The sequence below is a fragment of the Paenibacillus sp. JMULE4 genome, assembly GCF_013337105.1.
GTDB lineage: Bacteria > Bacillota > Bacilli > Paenibacillales > NBRC-103111 > Paenibacillus_G > Paenibacillus_G naphthalenovorans.
In genome coordinates, this window is the sequence record NZ_SGWF01000019.1 from 240,269 (window position 1) to 260,400 (window position 20,132).

At 52.1% G+C, this 20,132-nt stretch carries 23 protein-coding genes; 14 read left to right on the forward strand and 9 right to left on the reverse strand.

Features of this window, described 5'->3' with window-relative positions; all coding sequences use genetic code 11:
• Window positions 1-12 precede the first annotated feature (12 nt).
• Complete coding sequence (gene purD / locus EXW96_RS22645; RefSeq protein ID WP_137671232.1) at window positions 13-1,272, forward strand: phosphoribosylamine--glycine ligase; 1,260 nt, start codon at window positions 13-15, stop codon at window positions 1,270-1,272.
• Window positions 1,273-1,735: 463 nt separating this feature from the next.
• Window positions 1,736-1,903 carry a hypothetical protein gene (locus EXW96_RS22650; protein ID WP_160327410.1) on the forward strand — a complete coding sequence of 56 codons (168 nt, stop codon included), beginning with the start codon at window positions 1,736-1,738 and terminating at the stop codon, window positions 1,901-1,903.
• A gap of 43 nt (window positions 1,904-1,946) precedes the next feature.
• Here EXW96_RS22650 and EXW96_RS22655 read toward each other — a convergent pair whose 3' ends face one another.
• From EXW96_RS22655 to EXW96_RS22670, 4 genes are all read right to left on the reverse strand, one after another.
• Complete coding sequence (locus tag EXW96_RS22655; RefSeq protein ID WP_160327411.1) at window positions 1,947-2,090, reverse strand: hypothetical protein; 144 nt, start codon at window positions 2,088-2,090, stop codon at window positions 1,947-1,949.
• Between the two features lie 107 nt (window positions 2,091-2,197).
• Entirely contained in the window at window positions 2,198-3,040 is an 843-nt protein-coding gene (locus EXW96_RS22660; RefSeq protein WP_054819448.1) for an ABC transporter ATP-binding protein, read from the reverse strand.
• 52 nt (window positions 3,041-3,092) lie between these two features.
• Complete coding sequence (locus tag EXW96_RS22665; protein WP_062410703.1) at window positions 3,093-4,148, reverse strand: FecCD family ABC transporter permease; 1,056 nt, start codon at window positions 4,146-4,148, stop codon at window positions 3,093-3,095.
• The gene (locus EXW96_RS22670; protein ID WP_174351474.1) at window positions 4,145-5,158 is read right to left on the reverse strand and encodes a FecCD family ABC transporter permease; all 1,014 of its coding nucleotides are present in this window, start codon (window positions 5,156-5,158) and stop codon (window positions 4,145-4,147) included. The genes EXW96_RS22665 and EXW96_RS22670 overlap by 4 nt, the downstream gene beginning before the upstream one ends.
• Before the next feature lie 221 nt (window positions 5,159-5,379).
• On the opposite strand from EXW96_RS22670, the gene EXW96_RS22675 reads away from it, so the two are divergent.
• The 6 genes from EXW96_RS22675 (at window position 5,380) to EXW96_RS22700 (ending at window position 9,630) form a co-directional block, all read left to right on the forward strand.
• On the forward strand, window positions 5,380-6,381 hold the full coding sequence (locus EXW96_RS22675) for an ABC transporter substrate-binding protein (protein ID WP_174351475.1): 1,002 nt from the start codon (window positions 5,380-5,382) through the stop codon (window positions 6,379-6,381).
• Between the two features lie 142 nt (window positions 6,382-6,523).
• Window positions 6,524-6,847 (forward strand): hypothetical protein, encoded by a 324-nt coding sequence (locus tag EXW96_RS22680; protein ID WP_062410706.1) that lies wholly within the window; start codon window positions 6,524-6,526, stop codon window positions 6,845-6,847.
• 139 nt (window positions 6,848-6,986) lie between these two features.
• On the forward strand, window positions 6,987-7,418 hold the full coding sequence (locus EXW96_RS22685) for an RrF2 family transcriptional regulator (protein ID WP_062410707.1): 432 nt from the start codon (window positions 6,987-6,989) through the stop codon (window positions 7,416-7,418).
• Window positions 7,419-7,483: 65 nt separating this feature from the next.
• Window positions 7,484-7,873 (forward strand): hypothetical protein, encoded by a 390-nt coding sequence (locus EXW96_RS22690; RefSeq protein WP_174351476.1) that lies wholly within the window; start codon window positions 7,484-7,486, stop codon window positions 7,871-7,873.
• A 73-nt stretch (window positions 7,874-7,946) separates the two neighbouring features.
• On the forward strand, window positions 7,947-8,261 hold the full coding sequence (gene trxA / locus EXW96_RS22695; protein WP_062410709.1) for a thioredoxin: 315 nt from the start codon (window positions 7,947-7,949) through the stop codon (window positions 8,259-8,261).
• Between the two features lie 256 nt (window positions 8,262-8,517).
• The gene (locus EXW96_RS22700; protein ID WP_254611510.1) at window positions 8,518-9,630 is read left to right on the forward strand and encodes a DUF3048 domain-containing protein; all 1,113 of its coding nucleotides are present in this window, start codon (window positions 8,518-8,520) and stop codon (window positions 9,628-9,630) included.
• 20 nt (window positions 9,631-9,650) lie between these two features.
• Here the strand turns inward: EXW96_RS22700 and EXW96_RS22705 are convergent, their stop codons facing one another.
• A complete protein-coding gene (locus EXW96_RS22705) occupies window positions 9,651-10,937 on the reverse strand; it encodes a hypothetical protein (RefSeq protein ID WP_062410710.1) in 1,287 nt (428 codons plus the stop codon).
• Window positions 10,918-11,493 (reverse strand): RNA polymerase sigma factor, encoded by a 576-nt coding sequence (locus EXW96_RS22710; RefSeq protein WP_174351477.1) that lies wholly within the window; start codon window positions 11,491-11,493, stop codon window positions 10,918-10,920. Before EXW96_RS22710 ends, EXW96_RS22705 begins: the two co-directional genes overlap by 20 nt.
• A gap of 228 nt (window positions 11,494-11,721) precedes the next feature.
• Between EXW96_RS22710 and EXW96_RS22715 the strand changes: the two genes are divergently transcribed.
• A complete protein-coding gene (locus EXW96_RS22715) occupies window positions 11,722-12,402 on the forward strand; it encodes a FadR/GntR family transcriptional regulator (RefSeq protein WP_062410711.1) in 681 nt (226 codons plus the stop codon).
• 42 nt (window positions 12,403-12,444) lie between these two features.
• Window positions 12,445-13,593, forward strand: coding sequence for a galactonate dehydratase (gene dgoD / locus EXW96_RS22720; RefSeq protein WP_062410712.1), 1,149 nt, complete (start codon window positions 12,445-12,447; stop codon window positions 13,591-13,593).
• Between the two features lie 245 nt (window positions 13,594-13,838).
• Here the strand turns inward: dgoD and EXW96_RS22725 are convergent, their stop codons facing one another.
• Window positions 13,839-14,942 (reverse strand): ParM/StbA family protein, encoded by a 1,104-nt coding sequence (locus EXW96_RS22725; protein WP_309225194.1) that lies wholly within the window; start codon window positions 14,940-14,942, stop codon window positions 13,839-13,841.
• A 208-nt stretch (window positions 14,943-15,150) separates the two neighbouring features.
• Between EXW96_RS22725 and EXW96_RS22730 the strand changes: the two genes are divergently transcribed.
• The 3 genes from EXW96_RS22730 to EXW96_RS22740 are packed head-to-tail and all read left to right on the forward strand — an operon-like array spanning window position 15,151 to window position 16,797.
• On the forward strand, window positions 15,151-16,149 hold the full coding sequence (locus EXW96_RS22730; RefSeq protein ID WP_174351479.1) for a M23 family metallopeptidase: 999 nt from the start codon (window positions 15,151-15,153) through the stop codon (window positions 16,147-16,149).
• A 31-nt stretch (window positions 16,150-16,180) separates the two neighbouring features.
• Window positions 16,181-16,642, forward strand: coding sequence for a bactofilin family protein (locus EXW96_RS22735; protein ID WP_054819458.1), 462 nt, complete (start codon window positions 16,181-16,183; stop codon window positions 16,640-16,642).
• Between the two features lie 8 nt (window positions 16,643-16,650).
• Window positions 16,651-16,797: a hypothetical protein gene (locus EXW96_RS22740; RefSeq protein WP_171006043.1), complete on the forward strand. Its 147-nt coding sequence runs from the start codon at window positions 16,651-16,653 to the stop codon at window positions 16,795-16,797.
• A 408-nt stretch (window positions 16,798-17,205) separates the two neighbouring features.
• On the opposite strand, the gene EXW96_RS22745 is transcribed toward EXW96_RS22740, so the two are convergent.
• Complete coding sequence (locus EXW96_RS22745) at window positions 17,206-18,174, reverse strand: helix-turn-helix domain-containing protein (RefSeq protein ID WP_375256472.1); 969 nt, start codon at window positions 18,172-18,174, stop codon at window positions 17,206-17,208.
• Between the two features lie 219 nt (window positions 18,175-18,393).
• Between EXW96_RS22745 and EXW96_RS22750 the strand changes: the two genes are divergently transcribed.
• Entirely contained in the window at window positions 18,394-19,131 is a 738-nt protein-coding gene (locus EXW96_RS22750) for a ThuA domain-containing protein (RefSeq protein WP_054820251.1), read from the forward strand.
• A gap of 126 nt (window positions 19,132-19,257) precedes the next feature.
• Here EXW96_RS22750 and EXW96_RS22755 read toward each other — a convergent pair.
• Window positions 19,258-20,132 (reverse strand): IS4 family transposase (locus tag EXW96_RS22755; RefSeq protein ID WP_174350049.1); only part of this gene is annotated, 875 nt, incomplete at its 5' end.

Here is a 20,132-nt window from a genome sequence, read left to right on the forward strand (position 1 = left end):
GGGGAGCCAAACGTGCGGATATTGGTAGTGGGCGGCGGCGGCCGCGAGCATGCGATTTGTTGGGCGCTCAAAAAAAGTCCGAAAGTGCAGGAGTTGTTCTGTGCGCCGGGCAACGGAGGCATCGCCGGTGTGGCTGAATGTGTGCCTATCCAGGTGAATCAATTTGAAGAGATCGCCCAATTTGCGATCGACCGTTCGATCGACCTCGTCGTGATCGGACCGGATGACCCGTTGTCCGAGGGCATTGTCGACCATCTGGAGGCCAAGCAAATTCCGGTTTTCGGTCCCCGAAAGAATGCGGCGATCATTGAAGGAAGCAAAGTGTTTACCAAGCAGCTGTTGAAAAAATACAACATTCCGACGGCGGCTTATGAATCCTTTGACAACTATGAGGATGCCGCGGCCTATCTTCGTAAGCAAAAGGCGCCGATAGTCATTAAGGCAGACGGTCTGGCCGCGGGCAAAGGCGTTGTGGTGGCTCAGACGCTGGAAGAAGCGGAGAAGGCGCTGCACGACATCATGGTTGCCAAAGTATTCGGCGAGTCCGGCAACCAGGTGGTGATCGAGGAATTTCTGACCGGACAAGAAATGTCCATCCTGTCGTTCGTAGACGGGGAAACGGTACGTCCGATGGTTCCGGCACAGGACCATAAGCCGGTTTTCGATAATGATAAAGGACCGAATACGGGCGGTATGGGCACGTATACACCGCTGCCGCACATTCCGCAGTCGATTATCGATGAGGCGATTGAAACGATCATCAAGCCTACGGCCAAGGCCATGGTAGCCGAAGGCCGACCGTTCTGCGGCGTGTTGTTCGCGGGACTGATGCTTACGCCGAATGGACCGAAGACGATTGAATTCAACGCACGCTTCGGCGACCCGGAGACACAGGTCGTGCTGCCTCGGCTAAAGACCGATCTGCTGGACATTTTCCTTGCTGCGATCAACGGATGTCTCGACCGGATGAACATCGAGTGGAGCGACGAAGCTGCGGTATGCGTCATTCTCGCTTCCGAGGGCTATCCGGGATCGTACTCGAAAGGGCTGCCGATCGAAGGGTTGGACGAGGTTCAAGATGCGCTCGTGTTTCATGCCGGGACCGCTGTGAAGGATGGAAGCATCGTCACCAGCGGCGGCAGGGTGCTTGGCGTAACCGCACTGGGCCGCGATATCGCGGAAGCTCGTGCCAAAGCCTATGCGGAAGCCGACCGCATCCGTTTCCAGGGAAAACACTATCGGACGGATATTGCAAAGAAAGCTTTAGTATAAAACAAATAACGCCGGATTTGAGGGCATAGCCTTCAAATCCGGCTTTTTTTAGTATGGTCTAAGGCATATCGAAAACAGCATGGCAAAAATATTACTAGAAAACTAGCATAAGGGGGAACCGCTGCGAGTATATATTTTAATAGATCCATTTCAGTGAAGATAAGGAAGTTGATACCGTATGCATGGATTCCGTAATAAAGAGGTACTTCATGATGTCATAAAGCTGATTTTATTTCAAGTGTATCTTTTTCTCTTTCATATGACAATGACGTATGATGAAGTTTCCAGAATGATGGTATATGCAGGCTGTTTACTTTTTTTAGGCCTGTTTTTCTTTTCTATTTCCTCTTTGAACAGGCAAAAAGAAAAGGCTCGAGGCATTTTCAATCAGTTATTTATTTCTCTGATCTGCTTCCATTTGCTAATCAGCTTCATCAGCGGTTCAAAGCAAAGAGAAAGCATTATGTTATTTGCATTGACGGCGATTTTTGTGCTGACCATGAACGGATATATGTCGGTGGAGGACAGGACGGATAGGCTCATGGTCAAGCTGTTCTACTGCCTGCTGATCGGATGTATTGCCGCGGCCGCCGTACATAAATTAGTTACCGGTGTGACTTCATTCGGATAAAGGGCTTATGGCCGGGGGCTATAAGCCCGGGAACTCCGGCGGCTCATTTTCTGCCGCTGCCCTTAATGACGATATGATCCCAGTATTTATACACGAACACGGCGGCAAGGACAATCCCGGTGATCAGCACAACCGATAGCCAGTGGTGCTGCATGAAATACATGAACGAATGCATTGCTTGGGACACGCTCCTTTCAAGATCTCCTTTTATTTTTCCCAACTGTGTCCAAGGTCATCAAGGATACGCAAAATAAAAAACGCTGAGACTCATCGCAGAGCTCAGCGTTTGAATTGTTATACCACTAATGCGGCAGGCGTCTCCGTATCTGAAGCGCCATGAAGCTGTCCTGGCTGTTTGCCGCTGCCGTAAGGAACCACCATCGGGGTGCCGAACAACGGATCTTCGATAATACGGCATTCCAGATCGAACACACTGTTAATCAGTTCTTCGGTGATCACGTCCTGCGGCTGTCCTTCCGCCCATACCTTCCGGTCCTTGATGGCCACAATATTATCCGCATACCGGCAAGCCAGATTGATATCGTGCAGTACCATGACAATGGTGCGCCGCTCCCGTACGTTCAGATCGAACAGCAGGTCGAGTACCTCAATCTGGTGAGCAAGGTCAAGGTACGTTGTTGGTTCGTCGAGTAAAATGGTCGGAGTCCCTTGAGCCAGTGTCATGGCGATCCATGCGCGCTGTCTTTGACCGCCGGACAGAGAGTCGACGGAACGTTCGGCAAGGTGCTTCATGTTGGTGAGCTCCAGCGCCCGTTGAACCATCGATTCGTCTTCTTTCGACCACTGCTGCAGCCAATTCTGATACGGATACCGTCCTTGCTTGACGAGCTGAAGCACAGTTAGTCCTTCCGGAGCCGACGGACCTTGCGGGAGCATAGCCATTCGCCGTGCGACTTCCTTCGTCTTCAAAGTAGCGATATCGCTGCCGTCCAGTACCACCTGGCCGCTTTTCGGCGTCAACAGCCGGGCGAGCGAACGCAACAGCGTCGATTTGCCGCAGCCGTTGCTGCCGATAAATACGGTAATTTTTCCTTTGGGCAGGCAGATGTTCAGGTCCTGGAAGATACAAGTTTCACCGTAGCTGAGACACAGGTCGTTCGATTGAATGGCGGTCATAGGAATCTTCTCCTTCATTCGCTTTTTTGGCAAAGAGATTGTGGATATTCAATTATCCGCGATTGCGGCTGTGATATAACAAATAAATAAAGAAAGGTGCACCGATGCAGGCGGTGAACACTCCGGCAGGAATGTCCAGCGGCGTAAATAGCGAACGTCCTGCAAGATCAGCCAGCAGCAGGATGAGCGCTCCGATCAGCGCCGACACCGGCAGCAAAGCGCCAAAAGCCGGTCCCACCAGTTTGCGTGCCATATGCGGCGCCATCAATCCGATGAAGCCGATGGCCCCGCCGAATGCAACGGCCGCACCGGCCAGCGCGACGCTGAGCAGAATCAGCAGCATACGCTGCCGCTGCACAGAACTGCCGACGCTGCGCGCCACATCCTCGCCGAGCTCTTGAATATTGACGTGCCGGGAGTAAATGAATACCGCCGGCAGCAGAATCGTTACCCAAGGCAGAAGCGGAAGCACGTCTCCGTCCCAAGAAACCCCGTAAATGCTCCCGGTCATGAACGTAAGTGATTGATTCGCCATCACGATGGGGGCGGAAATCATCAGCATGTAAGATAAGGAACTCATGGCCGCCGTGAACCCGATTCCGATGAGCACAAGGCGAAGCGGGGTGACTCCGCCGTTTTTCCACGAGAGTAAGTACACGACGACCGTTGCCAGAAACGCTCCGATGATCGCGGTTAAAGGAAGCCATTGAATACTTGCTCTCTCGGATAAAAAGAAAAAAAACGAAACGGCTCCGAACGTAGCTCCGCCGGTGATGCTGATCGTATCGGGGGAAGCCAGCGGATTGCGTACCACCCCTTGGAGGATAGCGCCCGATACTGCAAGCGAGGCCCCGATCAGGACGGCAATGACGACGCGAGGCAAACGCAAGGAGCGAATGATGGTGTCGTTAGTATCCGCTCCGATTCCGAGAACAGAACGGACGACATCCGCCGGCGTGACATATACGCTTCCGATGCCTGTGCTGAGAATCATCACCAAGATCGTAACGAGGAACAAGACCGATGTTACGAGCAGCGCTTTTTTGCTGACCAGAAAAGAATACGCCTTACTGCGCACGGAAATGTATTTGCTTTTGGTTTCGCTCATCTCCATTGACCTCCTTTGCGTGCAATATACACAAAGAAGGGAACGCCGATCAATGCAGTGGTTACCCCGACGTGTACTTCCTTCGGCATGACGATAAACCTCGCGCCGATATCCGCGCCGACCAGCAGCAAAGCCCCCAGCACCGCGCAATAAGGAAGGACCCAGCGGTAATCGATGCCAACGAGATAGCGGACGATATGCGGCACGATGATGCCGACAAACACAACAGGACCCGCTACTGCGACGGAACCACCGGCAAGCAAAACGATGACGACGGCCGCCGAGGCTTTGATGATCAGGGTATGCTGCCCCAAGCCTTTGGCGACGTCTTCGCCCATTGTCAGAACATTGATATGGGGAGACAGCAGCAGTGCGCCGACCAATGCGATGAGCATATAAGGAAGCACCGAAAGCAGCATTTCCATCGTCCGTCCGGCGACAGAGCCTACGAGCCAGAAGAGTACCTGATCGAATGCTTTGCCGTCCGCCAGCAGGATTCCCTGCGTAAGCGAGGAGAACAAAGCCGTAATGGCTGACCCGGCAAGCGTGATTTTGATCGGCGTCAAGCCATCCCTGCCTACGGAACCTAACAAATAAACGGCGCATGAACTGACGGCGGCCCCGAGAAAGGCGATCCAAGCAAATTGCGATAAGCCGGACACATCAAAAAAAGCGACCGATAGTACGATAGCAAAAGCGGCACCGGCATTCACGCCGAAGATGCTTGGAGAAGCGAGAGGATTGCGCGTGATCGCTTGCATAAGGGCTCCGGCCACCGCAAGACTCCCCCCGACGATGGCAGCAATCAGCGCCCGCGGAATCCTGGACGTTTGGATGATGAGATGATCATTCGAACCGTCAGGCTGCCTATAAGACGCTACGATGGTGTCCCATGAATAATGGTTCACGCCGAACATGACGCTTGCCAGCATAAATGCAGCGAGCAGCAGCAGGGCTGCAGCCAAACCGCCGATTTTGAAGGAAAGGTTAGTATGAAGTTTTTTGCGCATGAAAAATTAGCCTGCTCTCTGTTGTAAGGTTACCTTTTGATCCGTTTAGGAATGATGCAAGAATAATGAACTAAACTCATTGTATGAGAATCATTATCAGCTGTCAATGATTCTGAGAATCATTATCAAAAAAGATTGACAATATTTGAATACCCCATTATGATTTACTTTGTTATTGATAATCATTATCATCATTGTTCAATTTCCGGGAGGTCCAGTCAATGTTTAGTACACGCAAATCATTTCAATGGAAAACGGCGGTATTTCTCGCTGCAATGCTGCTCATGACCGTATGGTTAACCGCTTGCGGGGCGAAGCAGTCGGCCGAGCCCAAGCCTTCTGCGGATCAGGCGGGGACACAGGCGGGGACAACAGAAGGATCGCGTAAAATCAAGCATGCGATGGGCGAAACCGAGGTGCCGGCAAACCCGAAGAAGATCGTCATTCTCACAAATGAAGGAACCGAAGCTCTGCTGGCATTGGGAATCAAGCCGGTAGGCGCGGTGAAGTCTTTCACCGGAAAACCTTGGTATGATCATATTAAAGCCGACATGGAAGGCGTTCAAGTGGTCGGTGATGAAAGCCAGCCGAATCTGGAGATGATCGCCGCGCTTAAACCGGATCTGATCATCGGCAATAAAATGCGTCAGGAGAAAGTATACGAACAGCTGAAAGCGATCGCTCCGACGGTATTCTCTGAAACGCTGCGCGGCGAATGGAAAAACAATTTCAAGCTGTATGCTGAAACCGTGGGCAAGAAGGAAGAAGGCGATAAAATCATCGCAGCCTTCGACAAACGGATCGAGGACTTTAAATCGAAAGCCGGAGATAAGCTGAAGGAGAAAGTGTCTGTCGTTCGTTTTATGGCGGGGAAAACCAGAATTTACCTGAACGATACGTTTACGGGAATCATTTTCTCGCAGATTGGCATTGCACGTACTGAATTTAAGGATAAAGAAACGTTCGCAATTGAAATTAACAAAGAGCGTCTGCCGGAAGTGGACGCCGATCGATTGTTCTATTTCACTTATGAGACCGGAGACGGAAAGGGAAGCAACCAGGAACAGGAATGGACCAACGATCCGTTATGGAAAAATTTGAACGTAGTGAAGAACGGCAAAGCGTTTAAAGTAAACGACGTGACCTGGAACACCGCCGGCGGGGTGAAGGCCGCGAACATTTTGCTGGACGATTTGTATAAATTCTACGATATTCAACCATAAGCCAATGAAACCGGACCGGCTCTTACCGACAGGGAAGGAGCCGGTTTTTTTCTTTGGGCCTGCATAACCTTCGGGCGGTTAAAGCACAATAGGATGGGAATTTACAACAGCCCACTTTATAACCCAAGGAGGATGCAAAGATATGCACAATGTCATTAACCAATTGAACCAATGCCAGCACATCATCGGGCAGCTGATCCAGCAAACAGAACAAGCGAGCATGAATTACCAAAGACTGCTGCAGCAGGAGCAGCAGAACGCGCAGCAGCTGGAAATGCTTGCCCAGCGGGAGCGTCAGGCGGCTCAGCTGATTCAAACGGCGCTGCAGGGTCACCAAACGGCGGTTCAACAAATGCAGCAGATCTCGCAAATGTGTCATCAAGCAGAGCAATCGATCGCACAAATGAGCACAGTGAGCCTGCAGCCTCAGCAATCCAGCTTTGCCCGCGGCAGCATGTATCAATAAGCCGCTTTTCTGCCAAAGCCGTTTCCGCATCAAGCGGGAACGGCTATTTTCACGTTTGTTAAGCAGGGGAGGAGCCTGCTTGACAGGTTAATCTGTAATAATTATAATAACAGTAAGACGAAAGAGGAGGAGACCAGACGTGAACAGTGAATTTACGATTGCGGTACACAGTCTGGTGCTGCTTGCTTATCGGCTGGATCATATGGCCACCAGCGATATGATTGCGGCGAATGTCTGCACTCATCCCGCCCGCGTGCGGAAGGTGATGAGCTGTTTGAAGAAGCAAGGCTATGTAGCTACGAAGGAAGGCACCGGAGGCGGATATGCCTTAAACTGCAACCCGGCTGAGGTCACTTTGGCGCAAATCTATCGTGCTACTTCGATCGGTTCCCTCAAGCCTTCCTGGTGCTCGGGGAACGAGGAGGAGGATTGCATGATTGCATGCAATATGGCCGACGTGATGGACCAAATATTCTCTGAGGCTGAGGAGCAGATGCTGGCCTTTCTGTCCCGCGTTACGATCCATGATGTGCTGAACCGGATTCGGGAAGTGCAGAGCGGGAAAACGTAAGCGCGGCTTTATGTACAAACTGTTACTTAATTTGTAGCAGATTATCGATCATAGGAGGGATTGGTATGGCTTCAATCTATGATGTGAAAGTGAACGAAGGCGATTGGGTGAGCGGTACGACGCTGGAGGACGAACGCTTTATCGGGTATGTGGAGTCGGTGGAAGGTAATGGCCTGATTAAGGTTCGGATCACTCAATGCGACCGTCCGGAAATCATCGGAGATTGGGCCGAGGCCAAGCTTTCCAAGGTCGCCAAGATGTCCGAGTACGAGCCGTCCGGCGAGACTGCCCTGCGCTCGCTGATCGAAATCGCGCTGATGACCAGGGATCGGGAATGGTTCGCGGAGCTGAGCGGCAAGCTCACCGCAGCCGCCGCCGTTGAGGCGGAGAACCGGTCGGGACAGAACCGTATGGATACGGACTTTCTTTTGCAGCGCCCGTCCCGTTTGAATTAACAGCGAGTTGGGGAATATATGCTCTATAACTACGTTATTTATATTCAAAATTATAGAATAGGAGTGGATTCTCATGGCTATTGTTAATGTGAATGACGTACAATTTAAAGACACCATAAAAGAAGGCGTAGTATTGGTTGATTTCTGGGCGCCTTGGTGCGGACCCTGCAAAATGATCGCGCCGGTGCTTGAGGAGCTTGACGGAAAGCTTGGAGATGCGGTTACGATCGCCAAAGTGAATGTCGATGACAATCCTCAAACGGCCGGAAACTACGGAGTCATGAGCATTCCGACCTTGAAGCTGTTCAAAGACGGCGTCGAGGTTGGAACGAACATAGGCTTCAGACCGTTGGCCGAGCTGGAGGCTTGGGTACGGGAGCAGCTGTAAGAGGCTCAGCGGATGGACAACAAACCCGGCATTTCCATGTCATCATGGGAATGCCGGGTTTTTTCGTGGGAGCGGGGACCGGGTTACGTCAAGAACCGGCTTCATAAAAGAAAAAATATAGGAAACCAAGAGCCACATCATCCGATATGGAATATAAGGAAAATGTGGTTTTTGTCTTAATTTGAAAAAAAGGATTCTAAAAACAGGTTTAATAGAATATAGTTTACTAGAGGACAAGCAGATGAGGTGACGTTAATTGGAACCAAAGCAATGCAAACAAAAATGGAGCCGCATGGGACGGAAAGGAGGAATGGCGCTGCTGGCGGGCTGTTTGGCCTTGACAGCGGCGGGCTGCCAGACCTCCGGGAATCCGCCGGCAGAAACCGTCAAGCCAGTCGTCGTGGAGCCGAAAGTGCCGCCTCCAAAAGCGGAACCTGCCTTCCAGGCGCCTTTGACGGGGCTGCCGAGCGACAGGAAAATTGAGGACAGACCGATCATGGTCATGATCAACAACGCCCCTCAGGCGAGGCCTCAAAGCGGTCTGACGCAAGCGGATATGCTGCTTGAGGTGCTGGCCGAAGGGGAAATTACCCGGATCGTCGGCATTTTCCAAAGCAGCAGGTCTAAGGATCCCGTCGGACCGGTGCGAAGCATCCGTCCTTATTTTATCGAGATCGGAAAATCATTCGGCGCAATTCAAGTCCATGCGGGCGGAAGCCCTGACGGTTATTCGAAGCTGAAGAAAGAGCGCATCCACGCGCTGGATGAAATTACGAACGCAGGTGCCGCTTTTTGGAGGGAGCGTTCCCGAAAGGCCCCACATAATCTGTATACGGACCTGGAGAAAATACGGGAGACTGCTCAGGAACGAGGCTTTACCGCTAATGCCCTCGCCCAACCGGCGTACAGCTTTGTGAAGAAGGATGCGGATGCCGTCCCGGCCATGGCCAATGATGCGCAGGATGCGCCAAAGGTAGACATTACGTTTCTGATGCAAAGCTATAAGGTGACCTATGAATTTGACCAGACAAGCGGTTTGTACAAACGGTCGATCAACGGCAAGCAGCATATCGATCTGAACAACGAAGAACAATTGTCCGCGGCCAATGTGGTTGTCATGGGGACAAGACACCGGACACTGGACAGCGAGGGAAGACTCGACGTCAAACTGACCGGGACTGGCCCTGCGCTTCTGTTTGAACGGGGCAAGGTGAAGAAGGTGGAGTGGAAACGGGATAAAGAAAGCGACCTGATCCGTTTCTTGGATCAAGGCCGCGAGGCGGTTTTGCAGCAGGGACAGACGCATATCATGATCGTGCCCGATACGCCATCGTTTGAAAGTCATGTGAATTACGGGCAGCAGCCGTAGCCGCTGCCCTTTTGATTACGTTACGGCTCTAAAAAGGCTTTCACCTGCTGTTTCCAGGACTCGACATACCGGTCCGTCGCCCACTGCGCCATAACGACCGATTCATTCGGCTGGAGCGGGATCGTCATCAGCTGCGACGGAATCAGCTGGTCGATATAAGGGTATATAATGATGTTTCTGTCCGTGACGACTGCCACAAAATCGTGCTTTGGCGAAGTAAAGACGTCGACGGCCGAAGGCTGCAGCCGCTTGATTTCACTCCACGATACCGCCAGCTCGTCATGAGAGACGACAGATGCAGGCAGTTCCATCGGCACATCTTTCAAACGGTATCCGATCTTACCATCAAGATTCTCCGCCGAACCGTAATCGGCCAGCTGCGCGATCCACCGCCCTTGCTTGCGGACGATAGTCCAGCTTTCCCCCGAGAGATCCACGGCTCCGGCAGCTCTGCCGGATTCCCCTGGCTGAACGGGAAGCCTCGGCTTCAGCTCCTGAATGATCGGCTCGGCATAGGCGGCCAGCAGCCCGCGCAGCGACACGTGGGGCTCTTCCAGCGGAGTAAGCGATATTTCCTTCCTCGTAGGCGCGATTTGCAGCAGCTCCTTGACCCAAACGTATTCATACTGGACGGCCTTCCCGGAGGCAGGATCCCGGGATTGCACGGTTTGAGCTACGGTAATATACCGGTTCCCGGCAAAAAGGAGCTTCTCCGACAGCTTAACCGGTTTGGCGGAAACCAATGCGGAAACCTGCTCATCCTCGAATGCCGGATTGGCCGCCGCTTTGGATGCGGTAATGGTCCAGGCCTCTTTCTCCTCGTTGGCTATCCGCTGGCCCCCTATTTTCCAGAAGTCCATTTTGTAAGGCATAAGAATGCCTGCGCCTTCTGCGGTTTTTTGCAGCCGATTGTGCTCCGGGGCGATGAGTACGGTACGGTAAGTGCTGTATTCCCCCTGGCTCCCGGCCGCGGGAAGGTCCGTACGCAAACCGAGCAGCAGAGCGGAACGGATGGAAGCTTCCCAGCTTTCCTTAACGGGTGCTGCGGCATGCTGCGAATGCTCATCGTACGTCGATTGGTTTATGCGCAGCAGAGAGGACAGCCGTTCTCCGTCGACGAACAGGAGCATAACCGTGACCGCAAGCAGGGCACAGGCGGCGACGAACCCAGTCTTCCGCGGCTTCGGTCTGCTGCCTTCTTCTTCTATGCGTGCTTCGATACGCTGTCTTAAGCCGTCGGTAAAGCCCTCCCTCCCGAGCGGTCCCTCAGCCAGTTTTATCTTAAGCTCATTGTCCATCGGATCCAAGATTCCAATCCTCCTTCATCCGGGAAATTTTATTTCGTGCATGGAAAAGCCTCGATTTGACCGTTCCTTCACTGACGCCCAGCACCTCCGCTATTTCCTTCATGGACAGCTGATGATGGGCATAAAGAATCAGCACTTCTCTGTATTTGACGGGCAGCTTCAGCACCATTTCCCACATCTCGTTAATGGCCATACGCTCTACGACCTCTTTTTCCGGCTGAGAATCGGCTGCCTGTTCGCCGAAAGAAGTGAGGAAATCGACCAAAGTGACTTTACGGTAAAAGGCCGATCTCAGGTAATCGAGCGTCATATTGCGTGTAATGGCAAGCAGCCATGTTTTGACGGAGGATTCGCAGCGGAATGTGTAAAGATTGCGGTATACCTTAATAAACACCTCTTGGGTGATATCGTCTGCCTGGTCCCGCTTTCGGGTCATGCTGTAAGCATAGTTCCATACGTCTTTGCCGTAAGCCGTCATCAACTCATGCAGAATCGCCTTCGGATCCGAGCTTTCCGACAAATACTTCAAATATTCAAAATTTGCTTTCGAATCCAAAGCTGCCACCTCAAATGTTTGACGATCTTCCGGCGGTACCGGTTCAACAACGCATTCCAAAGACGTCGAGAGAGTACATCGGATTGCCTCTGTCTTTCCAGTTTACTTTGAACGACAGGGTTTATAAAGAGGAAGCAGGTTTTTGCTGCGAAAAAAATTGATCATCAGATGTTTTGGTAATATAATGATAAACATCAGATGAATATTGGAGGGATAAGGAATTGGGTTATGTCAAAAAAACTAACTTATGAAACCGTTTACGACGAAATTAAACGAAAAATTAAGAGCGGCGTCTGGAAGCCTGGACAGCAAATTCCACCGCTGGAGCAGTTGTCTGTAGAGCTCGGCGTCGGAGTCTCGTCTGTTCGGGAGGCCGTGCGGATTCTCGGTAAGCAGAAAATTTTACGAGTAGAGCAGGGGCGGGGCACTTACGTTGAGAATGATGTGACCGGGGCCGAAGGCGGAAGGACGCTAGATTTCCTGGAGAAGGCGACGATGCTGCAGCTGACGGAGGCCAGGTTGATCATTGAGCCGGAGCTTGCTGCGCTGGCCGCAGAGAAGGCGACGGATACCGAGGCGGACGAGATCGTGCGGACGGCCGAAACGATGCGGCAGAAAATACGCAAGAAGCAGGATTTTTTTAAAGAGGATTTGCTGTTTCACGAGCTGATTGCCAGAGCCTCACATAATGAAATCATGTTTCACATGCTCGAGCTGATCGGCGACCTGCTGACGGACAGCCGCCGGCGTTCGATGAAATGGGAGGGGATGGACGAGAAGGCGGCCTCCTATCACCATTTGATCGCGCAGGCTATTGCACAGCGCAATACTACCCAGGCGAGAACGCTGATGAAAAGCCATTTGGAAGATATGCTGACAGGGTTTCGCCAGGACGTTTGGACCGGATGACCGAATGCTGGACATTTTATGAACAGGGGAGAGGAGCTTTTTATGATCATCAAATCCATGGAGCTGTTTCAAGTACCGCCGAGATGGTTGTTTCTGAAGGTAACGACGGATGACGGAATTGTCGGATGGGGAGAGCCTATCGTGGAAGGGAAGGCCGATACGGTGCGCGCCGCAGTGGAGGAAATGAGCGATTATCTGATCGGCAAAGATCCGGGACATATCGAGGATCTGTGGCAGGTGCTGTACCGGGGCGGCTTTTACCGGGGAGGTCCGATTCTGACCAGTGCCATCTCCGGTATTGAACAGGCGCTGTGGGATATTAAGGGCAAACGGCTGGGTGTGCCGGTGTACGAGCTGCTTGGCGGTCCGGTCCGGGATAAAATGCGTGTCTATGCCTGGATCGGAGGCGATAAGCCTTCCGATGTGGCGGAGGAGGCCAGAAAGAAGATGGCCGAAGGGTATACCGCGGTCAAGATGAACGGTACGGCGGAGATGGAGTGGATCGATTCGCCGCTGAAGGTGCAGGAGGCAGTGGAACGGCTGGCCGCTGTACGTGAAGCCATCGGCTGGGACAAAGGCATCGGCGTCGATTTCCACGGCCGCGTACACAAAACGATGGCCAAAGTGCTGATCAAGGAAATGGAGCCTTTGAAGCCGATGTTCATCGAAGAGCCGGTGCTCCCCGAGAACAATGAGGTGATTCCCGAAATAACCAAGGGCGTCAGCATACCGATTGCAACAGGCGAGCGCATGTATACACGCTGGGATTTCAAACGGCTGCTCATGCAGGGAGGCGTCGATATCATCCAGCCGGATCTCAGTCATGCCGGCGGGATATGGGAGGTGCGCAAAATCGCGGCGATGGCGGAGGCCTTCGACGTTGCCGTTGCGCCGCACTGCCCGCTTGGTCCGATTGCGCTGGCTGCATCGCTGCAGTTGGATTTTTGCACGCCGAATGCGTTTATCCAGGAGCAGAGCTTGGGCATCCATTACAATCAAGGCTCCGACCTGCTGGATTATTTAACAGATCCGGCCGTGTTCCACTATCAGGACGGCTTCGTCCGACGGCTTGCCGCCCCCGGACTCGGTGTGGAGATTAACGAATCGAAGGTGCGTGAGATGGCGGCTGCCGGTCATCGTTGGCGCAATCCGGTTTGGAGGAACGAGGACGGCACAGTCACAGAATGGTAGGCGTGCTGCGGTATTAAACAGCTTTGGCAAGACTCGCGAGGCGTTGTGCCACGTTATTCAAAGAAATGCCGGAGGCTCCTTTGAACTGGAAGGTACGACGCTGCCGTTGCAGGCGGGCCGTTAAGAGAAGCGCTTGGCGGCCCTGATGGAGCATGATCGAGCCTGGAACGGGAGAACGGTCCGGAGGTTGAAAAAGGTGCGTCGTATGCCGGGACAATCCCGGAAATGCAGCACCTTTTCAGATTTTACTGTGCAGTATCGGTGGTCAGGGACTGATTCACACGGTTTTTGGCCACCTTTAGATAACCATACACATTTTGCAGCTCGCTGTCCTGCACAAAACGCAGCTTGATCGGTCCCGCGGCATCGATCAGATAGGGCTTGAGCGCGGCCGCACCGCCTCCAATGACATAGAAGCATTGAATATCAGGGCACTTTTTCCATCGTTTCTTGATTAAATCCACGATACGTTGGGCCGCACGGCTAAAATAAGTATCCACAATGGGTTTAATGCTGCTCTGCCCTTCCCCGATACGTTGAATGACATAATTCTGCTGCTTGATGCGTTGGGACAGCTTGGCGCGGCTCGGAAACGTATAGCCGAACTGGTCCTCGACCTCCCGGATGATCAGATCCAAATAACCCGCTAATCCCATCTGCTCCCCGTAGCTGAAATGGTTGTCGATGTTCATGCGCCGGATCACGGGCAAATCGGTGGTCAAGGCTCCTATTTCACATACCCCTATAACCCCGTTATAAATTTCTTCGTTCTGGATCTGGAGGTTTTCCTGAGTAGCCAGATTGAATAGCGCAGCCGCTCCTTCGATCGATATCACTGCTTTGCGTATGCGGATTTTCACCTTACGGCCTCGAAGCTGCGGAGTAGACATAAACATGACTTCGTGTTCTCCGACAAGCCGCTGCTCGAATTGCTCGCGAAACCTGGTGTATGTACGGACAGGCAGACCTGTGCCGATGACGTATTCCAGCTCATCCGTCTGCGAAAAGGAAGAGGTTTGGTAGGATGAATGGGTAATGCCGGTGAAAGCCAATGCGGTCAGAGCGACCACGAGCGATTGGTCGGACAACGCTTTGTTGTCCATATCCTCAAGCTCGATATTGTCTTCCAATTCCGAGGCCAGCAAACCAACTAACCAGCGGCGGTTGTTATGGGTCAGGGAAGGACTGTAGACGGTGACGTCCAACGCTTTTAACGGCGAATCCTCCTCCTGCAAAATATGTCTTTCGTACCCCGGTGTCACAATGTTCGGCACGATTACTGGTTCACGAGAACCATCATGAACGACTTTTATACTGTCATTGCCCAAATCAATTCCGGCTATCTTCACGGATCGAATTCCCCCCTTTAAAAATACTTTCAAATGATTACCACTTCCATATACCTACTAAATTTCGAGTTAAATCAATGAATTCCTCTGCAACTTTTTACCTATTTTTCGGATTTTCGACAAAAAATGAAGGTTTTTTACACCCGGTTGGAGAATAATTGCAGTAGTACTTTCGATGGAAAATAAACCCAAAGACTGAGAGGCTACTATGAAATTCAAGTGGGGTATGAAAAAACTGACATTCGTTATTATTCCGGAAAACGCCCAACGCGCTGTCGTCAAGCTGCGTTTCACCCATGCGGTGCTCTATGCTGCCGCACTGCTGTTGATAGGCTTGATTGGCTGGACTCTGGCGATGCAAAGCCTGCATCTGCGGTCTGAACTGGTTAATGAGCGGCTGAAAGCGGATTTAAACGATAAAATGCAGCATTACGACCAGATCGTGGCCGACAAAAACGAAATGATTGAGAAGCTGCAGAATGAAGTCGTACTTTTGTCCGAACAGGCCAAAGAAGTGAAGACACAGATGGAAGAAGTCATGAAGCTCGAAAAGGACCTGCGATCGATCACGGGCGGTGCTTCCGTACCAGTAAAGGAACCGGTTGCAGCAAAGGGGACGGACGATCAGGAAAGCGCTGTTGTTCAAGGGGAAACAGGGTTAGGAGGCATTATGATTCCTGTAGAGGCAACCGAGATTCTCAAGCTTTCAGATGATACTTCTGCCGAATTCGAAGGCTTATCGGAACAGGCCGGCGAGCTGAAAAATCATCTCGCTGCCGCACGTGAGGAGCTGCAGCGGAAGCAGCGGCTGTGGAGAATAACGCCAAACATATGGCCGGTGGAATCCCGAAATGTGACGTCGTCCTTCGGCTACCGCAAGGATCCGTTTAATAACCGGTTAAGCTTTCATTCGGGAATGGACATTGCCGCTCCCGTGAATACAGAGGTCGTGGTTACCGCGGACGGTACCGTGGTATCGGCCGGATATGACAGCGGCAAAGGCAATTTTATTATCGTCGACCATACCGGCGGTATCCGTACTTCATATATGCATTTGAATCAAATTCTGGTAAGCGAGGGTGACAAGGTGGCCAAGGGCGATCGGATCGGAAAGGTCGGTTCCACCGGTCGAAGCACGGGAGCCCACCTGCATTATGAAGTGATCAAGCAAGGCCAAAGCATAGATCCCCGGCCGTATTTGAAATAAATGGTATACACTTTTGAGAGGAGATCGTCAGATGTTTAAAGCAAAGAAGCAATCGCTTAATCCGGATACGATGGATACGCTTATCGGTGAGGGAACGATATTTGAAGGGAAAATCACTTCGGCCGCAGGCGTTCGAATCGAAGGCCAGCTAACGGGCGATATTTTGTCCGAGGGCGACGTCACGATAGGGGAAAAGGCGACTGTGAAATCGTCCATCTCTTCAAGAGATATTACGATTGCAGGGATCGTTCACGGGAATATAAAAGCAAAAGGAAAAATTACGATTACTTCAAAGGGAGAGCTGTACGGCAATATAAGCGCCCCTTCTTTTATCATTGAGGAAGGGGGAATATTCGAGGGCAACAGCATGATGAAGGAGCAAAACGGCAAGGCGGAGAATCAGACGGAGTCCAACGTGAAGCCGATTCAAGAGAAGTCCTCCGGATCTCCCGCAGCATCGGCAAGCATGGGGGGAAATCCATTCGCGTTGTAAGTGACCCCTTGAAGCCGGCGGCGTTTCAGGAATCGTTCTACCAGCTGGCTGTTCGGCAGACCAAGGCCGTGCTGGGCGGTAGGATTACGCTGGACGAAGCGCTGAAGCAGCTGCAGGAAGCGGGGCAGCGCGCATTGATCCAAGCCGGGGAATGAAGCGCCGCCCCTGCAGTTGGCAAGCAGCGTATTTCAGATCAGGCATAAAATCGGATTTTCCGGATACTGGTTCCAAGTATTCCTGCCTAATCAAGGGCTGTGTTGGTTAGGCAAGAGGAATATAGGGATCTGCGGAAGGACTTGCTGGAGAGAAAGCTTAAGAAGATGCAAAAGCAAGCCGCAGAGTATGATGCTTCCATGGATGAGCTATTCAGCATGATTGAAAAGCAAGCCAGGGAAAATGCAGGCAGGGTCAAAAAACGAAAATGGCCCGGTCCAGTTTGTTATTGCCATTTTTCGATCCAAATCAAGCAATACATATTTTTTGAACAAGGGACTTGCATGTTTTCATAGGTGAGAGGACGGGGGTTAGCCGCCCTCTCCTACTCGATTATCGAACGAACGGGGCTACGCCCGAGCGGGCACGGCGGTGCCGCCGAGGCCGGCGCCGCCGCGCATGCGCTGCCTGAACTCCTTCGGGGAGCAGTTGTTGTGGCGCTTGAACAGCTTGTAGAACTGCGCCATGTTCGGGATCCCGACCTCAAAGGCGACCTCCATGATGCTGAGATCGCGGGTAAGCAGCAGGCGCTCGGCTTTTTTGACGCGCTTGTAGTTGACGTAATCGACGAACGAAAGTCCCATCGCTTTTTTGAAATATTTAATGAAATAATGGTAGCTCAAATTCAGCAGGCTGCACACATCTTCAACGGCAATCCTCTCGCCGAGATGGCGGTCGACATAATCGAGCGCAGGCCGCAGACGCATCAGCCCGCTTTCATCGGAGCCGCGCAGCACGCCGCGGGTATCGCTGCGCATCATCAGGAGCATCAGCCGCTTAATGGCCGAGCTGATGGCCATCTCGTAGCCGCGCTGCCGGGTTTGGGATTCGCCGAAGATATCGGTAATTAAGGCGAACGCCTCTTGACGGGCCGCGGCATTCTCCCGGAAGATATAATTGAGCATCCCCAGCGGCTGCGTCAGTTCCGAGAAGCAGTGTAAATAAGGCATCGTGCTTTGATCGAAATGCTGGGACAAATCGACCTGGAATACGACATAACGAAGCCCTTCGGAGCTGTTCTTATGGGTGCGATGAAGCTGCGAAGAGCCGAGCAGCAGCACGTCTCCGGGGCCGAGAAGATAATAGTCGTGCTTGGTTTGAATGCCGAGATGCCCCTCCGTTACCGCAAGAAACTCCACCTCTTTATGATAGTGCCATGGCCACGTTTCCGGGATGCCGAAATAGGGGGAGCCGACTTGAATCTCCCATATTTTTAAGAACAGCAGGGGATTCTGGTATACGACTTCCTCGTTAATCGCATCGATGTTCATGGCTTCTCCATTTATGATTTCCTTGCTCAGTCCGACGGCAGTTTCCATAGTACGAATGTGCACCCCGCTTTTTTCCATTCATTGGATAAACCATTTTTGGATAGGCATAGATTTATGCCTTTAAGCCTTATCAGCATCTAGTATACCACGAATCAAGTTGTGATGACACTTTTGCATAACGATGAAACAAGATTGAGCATATCTTTTGAGCGGTTGATTCACTATACTGAATAGTAATGAAACCTATTATGCTTGGGGGGAACCACGATGGGTCAAAAGCTTAGAGTTACCGTTTGGAACGAATTCCGTCATGAATTGGAGAACGAAAAAGTCCGGGCGGTCTATCCGCAAGGTATTCATAAGGCGATCGGCGAAGGCCTGGGAACCGATTTTGAAGTCGCTTACGCGACGCTGGATGAGCCGGAGCACGGCTTGACCGAGGAGAAGCTGAACAATACCGATGTCCTGATTTGGTGGGGGCACAAAGCGCACGACGAGGTTCAAGACGCCATTGTCGACCGCGTTCATCAGCGGGTGCTGCACGGCATGGGGCTGATCGTTCTGCACTCCGGCCATTTCTCGAAAGTGTTCAAAAAGCTGATGGGCACTTCCTGCGACCTGAAGTGGCGCGAAGCCGGCGAGAAGGAGCGCATTTGGGTCGTTTCTCCGGGACACCCGATCGCAGAAGGCATCGGAGAATATTTTGAGCTGCCGCAGGAGGAAATGTACGGCGAACACTTCGACATACCGCAGCCTGACGAGCTGATCTTGGTGAGCTGGTTCGAGGGCGGCGAGGTATTCCGCAGCGGCTGCACGTATTCCCGCGGCCAAGGTAAAATTTTCTACTTCCGTCCGGGGCACGAAACGTATCCGACCTACTTCAACGAGCAGGTACGCCGAGTCATCCGCAACGGTGTGCAGTGGGCCGCGCCAACGACCCGGGAATATCCGAAATACGGCAACCACAAGCCTTTGGAAGCGATCAAAGAGAAATCCCCGGTTTAATATATCTCACTGGAGAGTACCTTACAGAGCTGCTTGGTGTTGTTATTGCGGATCGTTGAGGAACAAGTGCAGCCTCAATGATCCGCAGTATCAATATGGATCTGCATTAATATAAATCACACTAACTCAACTTTCGCAGCATGAAATGGGCAAACAAGCCTTAATGTAGTTGGGTAAAGCGGCAATCCATTGCTGGAGTTGACGTTGAATCAGAGCCGAAAGCTTTTTTCCTGCTTTCGTTGCGGTTTCGTTGATCAGATCGAGCAGTTGCTGCAAGGCGATCGCCCAGTCCAACGTGCCAACTTCGTCGCACAAAACATAAAACAAGCCGCCGAACGAGCGAGCATCTGTACTTTGCCGGTGCTGCCATGCCAGCAGAATATAGCGTGAAAACACAATGGTCGTATGGCTAATCAGCAAATCATAGGAGCGACCTTGAAACTCTTTCTGCAAACGAAGCAGCGACTTGGTGCACTTGAAGAAGACCTCGATGTCCCAGCGGATCCCGTAAATACGGATCACGTCCTCCACGGAGAGGGAAAGATCCGTCGACAGTACCGCGAGCCATTCATTCTTCTTCGTACGATGACGGACGAATACCACGCGAACCGGTATGCCGGGGGCAAGCTCGGTTTGAATCGAACGGAGGATGCCCCGTTTCTTACTCTGCACCGGAGACGCTGCCGCATATAGTTCTTTGAGCGACAGCTTCCGGCCTTGAACAAGGAAACGCTTATTGTCGTTCTTGACCATGCCGATCACGTCGAGCCCGCGAGAAACGATTTCGCCAATGAGGGGCGCGTGCGTGAACCAACTGTCCATCAAGACGTAGGAGGCCGTGGCTCCAGCGGTAAGCGCACGATCCAACATCGATACGATTACCTGCGGAGCCGGCAGGAGTGCTTCTTGACGTCGCTTATAGCCGTTCGTCCGTTTGTCGATCTTCTCGTTCATGCCGTTAATGGCAGATTTGCTGGAACTGAGCAGTGTGAAGTCCAGCG

Coding starts and splice junctions, on each gene's coding strand:
- EXW96_RS22650 (WP_160327410.1), top strand. CDS start 1,736: ATGTTATTTGCATTGACGGCGATTTTTGTGCTGACCATGAACGGATAT.
- EXW96_RS22660 (WP_054819448.1), bottom strand. CDS start 3,040: ATGACCGCCATTCAATCGAACGACCTGTGTCTCAGCTACGGTGAAACT.
- EXW96_RS22665 (WP_062410703.1), bottom strand. CDS start 4,148: ATGAGCGAAACCAAAAGCAAATACATTTCCGTGCGCAGTAAGGCGTAT.
- EXW96_RS22670 (WP_174351474.1), bottom strand. CDS start 5,158: ATGCGCAAAAAACTTCATACTAACCTTTCCTTCAAAATCGGCGGTTTG.
- EXW96_RS22675 (WP_174351475.1), top strand. CDS start 5,380: ATGTTTAGTACACGCAAATCATTTCAATGGAAAACGGCGGTATTTCTC.
- EXW96_RS22680 (WP_062410706.1), top strand. CDS start 6,524: ATGCACAATGTCATTAACCAATTGAACCAATGCCAGCACATCATCGGG.
- EXW96_RS22690 (WP_174351476.1), top strand. CDS start 7,484: ATGGCTTCAATCTATGATGTGAAAGTGAACGAAGGCGATTGGGTGAGC.
- trxA (WP_062410709.1), top strand. CDS start 7,947: ATGGCTATTGTTAATGTGAATGACGTACAATTTAAAGACACCATAAAA.
- EXW96_RS22715 (WP_062410711.1), top strand. CDS start 11,722: ATGTCAAAAAAACTAACTTATGAAACCGTTTACGACGAAATTAAACGA.
- dgoD (WP_062410712.1), top strand. CDS start 12,445: ATGATCATCAAATCCATGGAGCTGTTTCAAGTACCGCCGAGATGGTTG.
- EXW96_RS22730 (WP_174351479.1), top strand. CDS start 15,151: ATGAAATTCAAGTGGGGTATGAAAAAACTGACATTCGTTATTATTCCG.
- EXW96_RS22735 (WP_054819458.1), top strand. CDS start 16,181: ATGTTTAAAGCAAAGAAGCAATCGCTTAATCCGGATACGATGGATACG.
- EXW96_RS22745 (WP_375256472.1), bottom strand. CDS start 18,174: ATGGAAACTGCCGTCGGACTGAGCAAGGAAATCATAAATGGAGAAGCC.
- EXW96_RS22750 (WP_054820251.1), top strand. CDS start 18,394: ATGGGTCAAAAGCTTAGAGTTACCGTTTGGAACGAATTCCGTCATGAA.